Source organism: Brevibacillus massiliensis, assembly GCF_000311785.1.
Classification (GTDB): Bacteria; Bacillota; Bacilli; order Brevibacillales; family Brevibacillaceae; genus Brevibacillus_C; species Brevibacillus_C massiliensis.
This window is the reverse complement of the sequence record NZ_HE978558.1, coordinates 4,798-7,276: the sequence shown is the minus strand read 5'-3', so window position 1 is coordinate 7,276 and position 2,479 is coordinate 4,798. Positions and strand designations below refer to the sequence as shown.

At 42.5% G+C, this 2,479-nt stretch carries 3 protein-coding genes and 1 pseudogene; all 4 read right to left on the bottom strand.

Annotated elements, in window-relative coordinates:
- Window positions 1-211 (bottom strand): annotated as a pseudogene (locus HGBM_RS30915) (hypothetical protein); the annotation flags it as partial.
- Window positions 212-213: 2 nt separating this feature from the next.
- Entirely contained in the window at window positions 214-1,188 is a 975-nt protein-coding gene (locus HGBM_RS28615; protein ID WP_218917023.1) for an HsdM family class I SAM-dependent methyltransferase, read from the bottom strand.
- Window positions 1,189-1,198: 10 nt separating this feature from the next.
- Window positions 1,199-1,639: a type I restriction-modification system subunit M N-terminal domain-containing protein gene (locus HGBM_RS31380; protein WP_019123905.1), complete on the bottom strand. Its 441-nt coding sequence runs from the start codon at window positions 1,637-1,639 to the stop codon at window positions 1,199-1,201.
- A 21-nt stretch (window positions 1,640-1,660) separates the two neighbouring features.
- On the bottom strand, window positions 1,661-2,479 hold an 819-nt coding region (locus HGBM_RS25450; RefSeq protein ID WP_019123904.1), incomplete at its 5' end, for a type I restriction-modification enzyme R subunit C-terminal domain-containing protein.

Below are 2,479 nucleotides of genomic sequence, written 5' to 3'. Positions count from 1 at the left end.
GATCAATCTTAGAAATAATAAACTGTCCAGATTTTACAATATACCTACTATCTGATTTAATTTCATGACCGTATATTTCATTACGTAATTGAACACCCTTACCCCACAAACGTACAGTCACTTGCTTGTATTTTTGATTATCCTCTATGCGAACTTGTTTCGTATTCCTCTTTAAAACATCGCCTAGTTTAACAACTTGATAAGTCTTCATTTTTAATACCCCAAAATTTTAATAAGTTCCCCAGTGAGTTGCTCGATCTTACGATTTCCTTGCTGGATTCTCTTCAGGATTTCAGAAACATCCAATTCTACATCTTCCGCTGATTTATTCGGATTCTTCACATCAAGGTTATAATTGCTGGTCCTGATTTCCTCTACAGTCACTTTCCATGCATACTCAGTTTCAACGCGATTTTCCCACCATTGCTTTTCAAGGTCAAATTCCTCAATACGTATCGGTTTTGTCTTCGAATAAGACTTCTGTCCTTCAGGATAAGGATGCTCAAAGTACCAAATTTCCTTCGTTGGTTCCCCCTTGGTAAAAAACAACAGATTGGTTCGAATACCCGTATACGGAGCAAAGACGCCATTAGGCAAGCGAACAATTGTATGTAAATTGCATTCACTGAGCAATTTTTCTTTAATGCGTGTTTTGACCCCTTCGCCAAAGAGAAAACCATCAGGCAATACAACAGCCGCACGTCCGCCATCTTTCAATAAGGTTAAAATTAAAACCATAAAGAGATCAGCGGTCTCTTTGGTGCGGAAGCTGGCAGGGAAGTTCGCCTGAATACCGTCTTCTTCAATTCCCCCAAAAGGTGGATTGGTCAAGATTACGTCGACCTTATCCTTTATGCCGTAGTCACGCAACGGTCGGGATAGCGAATTGTCTCGGCGGATCTTGGGAATATCAATGTCATGCAAAATTAAATTCGTCACACTGAGAATATGAGGCAACGGTTTCTTCTCTATACCCAAAATAGACGATTGAACCAGTTGCCGATCTTCAACCGTTTTCGCTTGCTTCATTAAATGTTCCAATGCACAGGTCAGAAATCCCCCCGTGCCACAGGCAGGATCCAACACCTTCTCCCCCAATTGCGGATTGGTCATATCTACCATAAATTGTGTGACTGCACGGGGCGTATAGTATTCTCCTGCATTTCCTGCACTCTGGAGATCACGCAAAAAAGTCTCATTAAAAGTCATTGAACAAATGGCGATCTTCGGAGCTGTTAAAGTCAATTTCGTTGATTTTGTTAATCACCTGACGCATCAGTGTTCCCGACTTCATGTAATTGTAGCTGTCCTGGAACACTTCTCTTACGAGGTAACCTCGACTTCCTTCTTCGACATCCGAAAGTTCTTTTAAAGCGGGGAACAACTCATTGTTTACGAATTCCAACAATTCGTCTCCTGTCATGCCTTCATCATTCGCCGCCCAGTTACGCCAACGATACTTCTCTGGAATTGGCGAACGATAATCTTCATCTAAAAGCTCCAACTCCGCTTCTTTATCATCAAAGATTTTGAGGAAAATCATCCAGACAAGCTGAGCAATCCGCTGTGCATCGCCATCTACCCCAACGTCTTGCCGCATGATATCCTGAATGGATTTCACGATATTGGCTATTGTCATGTTGTTCCTCCTAGTAGCAAACTAAGCTGATGTGTAGATTTGTTGCTTCAACTCTTTTAACGCTTCCAAATACTTCTGCTTGCCCCCGAAGAGTTTGACGATCTCAATAAGAGATCCGTACTGATCAAAGGGATGAAGCTTTAGCACTTCCATGCTTTCAATATTTTCAATGCCTTCATCCGCATACTTGTCCAGCAAGGCTTCCAATACAGCCCTTGCTTTTTCTCCATATTTGGTAAAGTAATTCCGTTTTTTCACATTCATCGCCCGTTCTCGACGAGTGAGCGGCTTCATATCGAAAGCTACGTGGCAGATGAGATCAAAAGGATCGAAGTCTTTTCCCACTTCTTGCTGTAATTCATCCAAGAGCACACCCTGTTCAAGCAACTCTTCTATTATAGCATCCTTACGTTCGGCGGCGTTCCATTTTTGCAGAAACTCGTCAAGCGAGGCGTAATTTTGATTGACTCTTTTTTTGGTATAATCCTTCAAAGACTCTGTGATCAACTTTCCTTCCTCATTGATGTATTGGACCCTCTCGTTGATCACTTTCACCTTGACATTATCGACGTAATACGTTCGCGATCGCTCGCGAATCACGTCATCTCCTTCGGATCCATCCTCCTTGTCACCGCCGTAGAAGTCATCCGAGAAGTCTGCTTCTTCTTCATCGTCTTCCTCCACTACATCTGGCGGAATGGAAGGATCACCCTCTTTGGGTTCATAAATTTGTACAGGATCGCCGTCAAATGCAGGGTCGGCAAATAAGTTGGTAACATTACGAAAATCGATGATGGTGAACGAATATTTGCCGTATTCTTCGTTTACACGAGTGCCTCG

Bases quoted from the DNA above. Each gene is read 5' to 3' on its own strand.
- HGBM_RS31380 (WP_019123905.1), bottom strand. From the start codon at position 1,639: ATGACAATAGCCAATATCGTGAAATCCATTCAGGATATCATGCGGCAA.